5 protein-coding genes are annotated in these 8,650 nt (G+C 63.2%); all 5 read left to right on the plus strand.

From position 1 onward, the window contains the following. Nucleotides 1-24 precede the first annotated feature (24 nt). Nucleotides 25-2,208 (plus strand): type I secretion system permease/ATPase, encoded by a 2,184-nt coding sequence (locus EOA75_RS06385; protein ID WP_245466578.1) that lies wholly within the window; start codon nt 25-27, stop codon nt 2,206-2,208. A gap of 26 nt (nt 2,209-2,234) precedes the next feature. Beyond that, a complete protein-coding gene (locus tag EOA75_RS06390; RefSeq protein ID WP_127323884.1) occupies nt 2,235-3,554 on the plus strand; it encodes an HlyD family type I secretion periplasmic adaptor subunit in 1,320 nt (439 codons plus the stop codon). 59 nt (nt 3,555-3,613) lie between these two features. Then, nucleotides 3,614-4,567 (plus strand): sulfotransferase, encoded by a 954-nt coding sequence (locus EOA75_RS06395; protein WP_082954065.1) that lies wholly within the window; start codon nt 3,614-3,616, stop codon nt 4,565-4,567. A 72-nt stretch (nt 4,568-4,639) separates the two neighbouring features. After that, the gene (locus EOA75_RS06400) at nt 4,640-6,145 is read left to right on the plus strand and encodes a lipopolysaccharide biosynthesis protein (RefSeq protein WP_245307672.1); all 1,506 of its coding nucleotides are present in this window, start codon (nt 4,640-4,642) and stop codon (nt 6,143-6,145) included. Between the two features lie 151 nt (nt 6,146-6,296). Continuing rightward, the coding region (locus EOA75_RS34890; protein ID WP_245466579.1) for a cadherin repeat domain-containing protein at nt 6,297-8,650 on the plus strand (2,354 nt) is incomplete at its 3' end.

Consider the following 8,650-nt stretch of genomic DNA (forward strand, 5'->3'; position numbering starts at 1 on the left):
AGCAGATATCTTCGGAATTTTGACGTGATCTTTGGCACAGTATTGACGGCCTTTGGAGCGCGTCCCCGCCGGGCGAATTTCCATGCCAAGACGAAGCAGCGGCCGCCAAAGCGCCCCCGCACAACTGCGCGCCGCAAGAAGTCGAGCAAGGCCCCGCGCCGCCGCCTCATCGTCCGACTTCCCGCTGCAATCCTGCTCCTTCTCGCCGCCGCGCTTGCGGGTGCGGAGTTTCTGCCACGCTTTGTTGATCTCGCCAGGGTTTCGCAGACGCGACCCTGGACGGACCTCGTGGCTGGCTGGCGCTATTTTTCCGATCCGCGGGCCTTTCTGGCCGGTCCGGGTGCCCTCCAGGTTTTCGTGGCGGTCGCGGCCCTTGGTCTGCTCATGGCAGCCGTCCGCAGCGCAAGGCGGAGACGAAGAAACGACTTGCCCGGCGCATTCGCGAACGCCGGCGCCCCGCCCTCGACCAAGGAACCGGCGCCCGGCTCCGAACTGGCCAGTGCGTTGCACTCCTGCAAGGCAGCCTTCGCGGGCGTTGCAGTTTTCAGCGGCGTGAGCAACATCCTCATGCTGACCGGCGCAATGTTCATGTTGGAGGTCTACGACAGGGTGCTGCCGAGCCGCAGCGTCCCCACTCTGATCGCCATGGCAATACTGGCCGGCGTTCTGTTTGCCGGGCAGGCGGTCATCGACCTCGTGCGCGGCCGCATCATGAACCGGATCGGTGCTGAGTTGGACGAAGCGGTTGGGGGACGCGTATTCACCGCCGTTTCGAGGTTGCCCCTGTACATCGGCCAGCAGGGAGATGGATTGCAGCCGCAACGCGATCTCGACAACATCCGTACTTTTCTGTCGAGTGCCGGGCCTGGCACCCTGTTCGATCTTCCCTGGCTGCCCTTCTATCTGGCGATCATCTGGAGCCTTCATCCGACCCTCGGGACAACCGCCGCTTGCGGCGCGTTGGTGCTGGTGACGCTGACGGTCGCGACGGAGATCCTCACGCGCAGACCGATGGGCGCCGCGGTTCAAAGCAGCGTGAGGCGCAACAGCTTGGCCGAGGCCAGCCGCCGCAACGCGGAGGTGCTTCAGGCGATGGGCATGGGCAGGCGCCTGCACGACCACTGGCGCGAAGCGAGCCGCGAACATCTTGCGCTGCAACAGCGTGTCAGCGACATCGTTGGCGGTTTCGGCAGTTTCGCTCGCGCGTTGCGACTGATGCTTCAGTCGGCGATGCTGGGTGTGGGCGCCTGGCTTGTGATCGAGGGCGAGGCGACCTCCGGGATCATCATCGCCGGCTCCATCCTTGTAGGCCGTGCGCTGGCGCCCGTCGATCTTGCCATCGCCCATTGGCGCAACTTCGTCGGGGCGCGACAGAGCTGGAGCAGGCTGAGCAAATTGCTCGCCCGGTTGCCGCAGGACGCTCAACCGATGGCGCTTCCGGTGCCCGGGTCGAAGTTGACTGTGGAGCGCATCGCGATCGGTGCGCCGGGCGCGCAACGCATCATCGTGCAAGGTGTGGAATTCAGCCTGGATGCCGGCTCGGTGCTAGGCATCATAGGACCAAGCGGTTCCGGCAAATCGAGTCTGGTTCGCGGGCTGGTCGGCGCATGGCGACCGTTGGCGGGCCGTATCAAGCTGGACGGTGCCGCTCTCGACCAGTGGTCGTCGGAGCGGCTGGGCCGCTACATAGGCTACCTTCCGCAAGACGTCGAACTGTTCGCGGGAACGGTTGCCGACAATATCGCGCGCTTCGATCCCGGGCCGGACCCGCAGGCCATTGTCGCAGCCGCCCGCGCCGCGGGCGTCCACGAGCTCATCATCGGTCTCCCCAATGGCTACGAGACGCAGATCGGAGAGGGCGGAGCCGCGCTTTCAGCCGGCCAGCGTCAGCGCATTGCGCTGGCGCGCGCGCTCTATGGCGATCCGTTCCTGGTGGTCCTCGACGAACCCAACTCCAATCTCGATGCCGAAGGTGAAATGGCGCTTGCCGCGGCCATCCTCGCAATCAAGGCCCGCGGCGGCATCTTAGCGATCGTGGCGCATCGGCCGAACATTCTCAGCACAGTGGATTTCCTGCTCGTGATGAAAGAAGGCCAGACGCAGATGTTCGGCACCAGGGAAAGCGTTCTGTCGACACTCTTGCCCGCGCCACAGACCGTGACCGCAGGCCTGCAGCCGGTTTTCAAGCTCACTCCGACACCGCGTTGATGGCTGACCCGGATTGGAATGGGGAAATGACAGCTGCCCTTTCGAACGTGTCGCTTTTGAACCGACGGTCGATCCGTCGCAATCTGCTGGGCGGCACGACCATCGTCGCATTGCTCGTCGGCGGAATGGGAGTCTGGGCCGGGACGGTGGATATTTCGGGAGCGGTGATTTCGCACGGCACGGTGGTCGTCGACAGCAGCGAAAAGAAGGTTCAACACCCGACCGGCGGTGTGGTCGGCAAGATTTTTGTGCGCGACGGCGACCGCGTCAGGGCCGGAGACGTTCTGGTCCAGCTCAGCGACACCGTTCCGCGTGCCAGCCTGGCCTACGTGACGAAGAACCTGGATGAGCTCTATGCGCGAAAATCCCGGCTCGAGGCCGAGCGTGACGGCAGCGAGCGCATCACGCTTGCTCCGATGCTTGTCGCGAGAATGAACGACCCTGAGATAGCTGCCACGGTGGCGAGCGAACAGCGGCTGTTCGAGCTTCGTCGAACCGAGGTGTCTGGCAACAAGGCGCGCCTGCGCGAACGCATCGAGCAGTTCGGGAAGCAGATCGAAGGCTATTCGGCGCAGGAATCGGCAAAGACGAAGGAGATCAAGCTGATCAACGACGAGCTCGTCGACATACGCAGTCTTGTCGAAATGAAACTCACCCTCAAATCGAAGCTGACCGAATATGAACGTGAGGCAACGCGCATCGAGGGTGAGCGGGCGCAACTTGTGTCGAGCATTGCGCAGGCAAAGGGAGCGATCGCCGAAATCGAGCTGCAGATCCTGCAGCTGGACAAGGAGTTTTCCAGCGAGACCGGGAGCGATCTGCGCGATGTCGAGGCCAAGATCGCCGAGTTCGAGGAGCGCAAGGTCGCCGCCGAGGACCAGCTGTCGCGCATCGATATTCGCGCCCCCGCCAGCGGCACGGTCCATCAATCCGCAGTCCATACCGTTGGCGGCGTGATTGGCGCGGGGGATCCGATCATGCTGATCGTGCCCGACACCGATGCTCTCGCGGTCGAGGTAAAGGCCGCACCTCAGGACATCGATCAGCTCTCGATCGGTCAGCGCGCGCTTCTTCGCTTCACGGCTTTCAACGTCCACACCACGCCCGAAACGGAAGGTATGGTCTCCATGATCGCAGCAGACGTGACGCGCGATCAGCATACCAACGAAATCTACTACACGGTGCGCATCACCCCCGACCCCCAGGAGCTGAAGAAGCTTGGAGCGCTCTCGCTGGCGCCCGGCATGCCGGTGGAAGCGTTCGTACGGACTGGCGACCGCAAGGTGCTCTCATACCTGATGAAGCCTTTGACGGACCAGATGATGCGTGCGTTCAGAGACCAGTAGCAGCGCGTTGTCGTGCGCATCCGTGCATCCTGGTTGACCTTTAGCGATAGGGGCTTGTCATGACGACAGCAGAGTTGAAACCTCCGATTTTTCTGATTGGCAACTACCGGTCGGGCACCACCATCACGCAGAAATTGATCGGGCTGCACCCGGATGTCGTCACCTGGTACGAGCCAAAAACATTGTGGCTCTATGCCGATCCGGCGCGCCGGCATGACGAATTTGTCAAAGCCGATGCCAGCGAGAAGGTCGTGCGCTACATTCGCAACCGGTTCCTCGACTATCAGCTGCGGAACGGCAACCGGCAAATCATGGAAAATACGCCCGCCAACGTCTTGCGCGTGCCATTTATCCACCAGATATTCCCAGAAGCTATATTTCTATATATTACAAGGAATCCGTTTTCCTATATAAGCTCCATGGAACTTAAGTGGCAGCGCGCAAAAAGTTTCAAAGGTCTTCTGCGACTATTGAAAGAAACGCCGGCCACACAAGTCCATTACTACGTGGGAGACGTCGTAAAGCAGATAGTCGCCAAGAGGATATTACACAGAAAATACACGTCGATCTACGGACCGCGCTACAAGGGAATAGATCGGGATTTGCAGGAGCATCAAAAATTGACAGTGATCGCGCGCCAGTGGGCGCGCGGCAATCGAATGGCCCGAGAGGATCTCGCCAGGCTGGGCGAAGGCCGCGTGCTGTCGTTTCGCTATGAGGATCTGATACAGGATCCCGAGTTGGTCTTGCGCCGTATCTATGAACATTGCGGGCTGCATTGCTCTGACGACATCCTTCGCGTGGCGAAGGAGATGATCGATCCCGGCCGCCAGCAGAAGTGGCTGCGCCTGGATGCGAACGAACTGGCGGCGATCATCCCCGAGGTGCGGGATGAGATGGGATTCTACCGCTACGAGATCCCCCCGTCCCTTCTCGTCGGGCATGGCTCGCGGCCCACGCGGGCGCCGTTGGCGTTTCAGCATGGCCATCCGAATATCCCCTCCCCCCGCTGAGCGGTTCCGGGGAGATGCATGGCCGCCCTTCTTTGGTCGGTCGAGTAAGCAAGGCGGCATGTGGAGATTGGCGTGAGCGACATCCGGCGCGGGCTGGCAAAACGCAGTGTCGTAGGCATGTTCTGGACGGGCCTGTCCATGGGCGCCTTGGCGGTTGCCGAGCTTGTCGCCCTCGTCCTCCTGGCCCGGTTGCTCTCACCCAACGAGTTCGGTCTCTACTCCGCGGCACTGATCGTCATCAAGTTTTCGGCCATCTTCCAGGGCCTCGGCATCACGCCTGCGATCGTGCAGCGACCTGTACTGGAGGAGCGGCATCTCCGGGTCGGATATACCCTGTCGCTCTTCCTTGGGCTTACCGTAACCGCTCTGGTATGGGCGTTGGCACCCGCTATTGCCGGTCTTCTTCGCCTGCCCGAGCTCACTCCGATCGTGCGTGCGGTCTGCTTCATCTTTCTTTTCCAAGGAGCCTCCATGGTGGCGCTGGCCTCGGCCCAGCGTGCCTTGCGGTTCCGTTGGCTCGCGCTTGTCGACGCGGTCGCTTTCGCCATCGGCTACGTGGTCGTCGGTCCAGTGCTGGCTTGGCTCGGCTTCGGTATCTGGGCACTTGTCGCAGCGATCCTGGTCCAGCAGTTGTTCCGCACGATCGTGCTGCTCGTCGGCCAGCGGCACCCGATGCGGCCGTTGCTCGAGCGGAGCGCGATTTTCGAACTGCTCTATTTTGGCGGCGGCTTCACCATTGCGCGGGTCTGCAACTACCTTGCCACTCAGGTGGACAGGCTTGTCGTGGGCCGCTATCTCGGCGCCGATGCGCTCGGTGTCTACGGTTTGTCGTCCCAACTCATGACCACTCCGGCGGTGATCGTCGGCCAGGTTCTCGATCGCGTGCTGTTCCCCACCATGGCGCTGGTCCAGGAAGAGCCCGTCAGGCTTGCGCGCGCTTATCGCAGCGCGGTCGCCGGTTGCAGCCTGCTTGTCCTGCCGGCCAGCGTGGTGGTGGCGATCGTCGCACCCGAATTGGTTCGGGTCATTCTCGGACGGGGCTGGGAGGGCGTGGTCGGCCCCCTCCAGATCCTGGCGTTCAGCATGCTGTTCCGCACGAGCTACAAGCTTAGCGATTCCGTCTCGCGGGCAACCGGAACGGTTTATGCCCGGGCCTGGCGCCAGGCTGTTTTCACCGTCGGTGTCTGCATCGGAGCCTTCATAGGGCAATTCTGGGGCGTGGAAGGGGTGGCGTTCGGTGTCGGCCTGGCATTCGGGGCCAATTTCTTTCTCATGGCGCAGCTGAGTCTCCGCGTGACCGGGATGACGTGGGCGAATTTCTTCCTTGCGCACCTGCCTGGCGTCGCGCTCGCCGGCGTTGTCGGAACCGGTATCTGGGCATTCGTGGACTGGCTTCGCGCCCTCCATCTATCGCCTCTTCCGCTGCTCATCGATACGGCATTGCTGGCGTCTGTGGGGGGCTTGCTGTTGTGCTGGCTCCTGCCGTCGCTATTCCTTGGGCGGGAAGGCCTGTCACTGCTGCGCCTGCTCGCGGCAGTCGTGCCCGCATGGCCAAGACTGAGGCAGGCAACAGACTGATCAGCGGCGGAACTCGAGGTCAGTTCCCAGGATCACGTTCTTCACGCGCAACGACGCCATCGCCTTGCTCGATCATGGGCTCAGCCTGACGCCCGATCGGGCACCGGGAGATTCCGTCGTTGCGGAGGAAATTTACGAGAGGAGACCGACTATGGCTGAACTATTCGAAGCGCGGCTGGCGGCCGCGGGCGATGATGTCGAGGAGAAAGGTTCCGGCTCGATTTCGACCAATGTCGACGATCTGGAACTGGGCTTTGCCAGCACGACCCGCCAGACGGTCGGCCTACGCTTCACCGGCGTCGATATCCCGCAAGGCGCGATCATCACGAGCGCCTACATCCAGTTCCAGGCCAATGAGGTGAAGACCGGCGCGACCTCGCTGGTGATCAAGGGCCAGGACACCGACGACGCAAGCGCCTTCACCAGCACCAGCTTCAATGTATCGTCACGGGCAACGACCGACGCGTCGGCGAGTTGGACGCCGGCCCCGTGGACCACGGTGGGCGAGCAGGCCCTGGCCGAGCGCACGCCCGACCTGACGGCTATCGTCCAGGAGATCGTCAGCCGCTCGGGCTGGGCGGCGGTCAACGATATGGCGTTCCTGATCACCGGCACCGGCACGCGCACAGCCGATTCCTACGAGTACAATCCGACCAGCGCGCCGCTGCTGCACATCGAATATGTCATGCCGGGATCCGGAAGTCCCGTGGCCTTCAACACGCCTGCCGATGCCGATCCCACTGCCAACCAGATCGCCGAGCTCGCCGCGGCGGGAGCGCCGACCGGGATCACCGCTTCGGCCACGGATCCCGACGCCGGCGCGACCGTCACCTACAGCCTCAACGACTCGCGTTTCGACATCAATGCCAATACCGGCGTCGTCACGCGCTCGGGCACAGGCACGCTCGACTTCGAAACCCAGTCGTCCATCAATCTGACGGTGACGGCAACCTCTTCCGACGGCAGCACCGCCACCAAGAGCTTCACCCTCGGTGTCCTCGACAGCCCGGAGCCGATCGCGTTCAACACGCCGCCGGATGCCAACACCGCGGCCAACCAGATCGGCCAGAACGCTGCCGCCGGCACTGCCGTCGGCATCACCGCTTCGGCCTCGGATCCCGATGCCGGCTCGACGGTCACCTACACGATCGACGACACGCGGTTTGCCATCAGTTCCAGCACCGGCGTCATCACGCGATCAGGTACCGACACGCTCAACGCCCAGTCCGAGCCGTCTGTCAACCTCACCGTCACCGCCACCTCGTCGGACGGGAGCGTCGTCACGCACCCCTTCACCGTCGCCGTCACGGCCGGCCAACAGCCTGTGGCCTTCAACACTCCGCCCGACTCCAACCCCGGTGCCAACCAGATCGCCGAGCTCGCCGCGGCGGGAGCACCCACGGGCATCACCGCTTCGGCCACGGATCCCGATGCCGGCTCGACGGTCACCTACAGCCTCAACGATGCGCGCTTTGCCATTGATTCCAGCACCGGCGTCATCACGCGTTCGGGCACAGGCACGCTCGACTTCGAGACCCAGTCGTCGATCGACCTGACGGTGACGGCAACCTCTTCCGACGGCAGCACCGCCAACCAGGTCTTCACCCTCGCCGTCCTCGACAGCCCGGAACCGGTTGCGTTCAACACGCCGCCGGATGCCAACTCCGCGGCCAACCAGATCGGCCAGAACGCTGCCGCCGGCACTGCCGTCGGCATCACCGCTTCGGCCTCGGATCCCGATGCCGGCTCGACGGTCACCTACAGTCTCACCGACCCGCGCTTTGCCATCAATCCCAGCACCGGTGTCATAACACGCTCGAGCACCGGCACGCTCAACGCCCAGTCCGAGCCGACGGTAGCGCTCACGGTCACCGCGACCTCGTCGGACGGCAGCACCAACACCCACGCCTTCAATGTTGACGTCACCGGCGGCAGCACGCCTGGGACTTTCGAGGCCAGGGTGGCGGCCGCGGGCGACGATGTCGAGGAGAAAGGTTCCGGCTCGATTTCGAGCAACGTCAGTGATCTGGAACTGGGCTTTGACGGCTCTACCCGCCAGACGGTCGGTCTCCGCTTCACCGGTATCGATATCCCGCAAGGCGCGATCATCACCAGCGCCTACATCCAGTTCCAGGCCAACGAGGTGAAGACAGGCGCGGCCTCGCTGCTGATCAAGGGCCAGGACACCGACGACGCAAGCCCCTTCACCAGCACCAGCTTCAATGTATCGTCACGGGCAACGACCGACGCGTCGACAGCTTGGACGCCGGCCCCGTGGACCACGGTGGGCGAGCACGTCCAGGCCGAGCGCACGCCAGACCTCACGGCTATCGTCCAGGAGATCGTCAGCCGCTCGGGCTGGGCAGCGCTCAACGACATGGCCTTCCTGATCACCGGCACCGGCACGCGCACCGCCGATTCCTACGAATACAATCCCGCCAGCGCGCCGCTGCTGCACATCGAATATGTCTTGCCGGGATCCGGAAGTCCGGTGGCCTTCAACAC

Source organism: Mesorhizobium sp. M1A.F.Ca.IN.022.07.1.1, assembly GCF_003997575.1.
Lineage (GTDB): Bacteria > Pseudomonadota > Alphaproteobacteria > Rhizobiales > Rhizobiaceae > Mesorhizobium.

Bases quoted from the DNA above. Each gene is read 5' to 3' on its own strand.
- EOA75_RS06395 (WP_082954065.1), top strand. From the start codon at position 3,614: ATGACGACAGCAGAGTTGAAACCTCCGATTTTTCTGATTGGCAACTAC.
- EOA75_RS06390 (WP_127323884.1), top strand. From the start codon at position 2,235: ATGACAGCTGCCCTTTCGAACGTGTCGCTTTTGAACCGACGGTCGATC.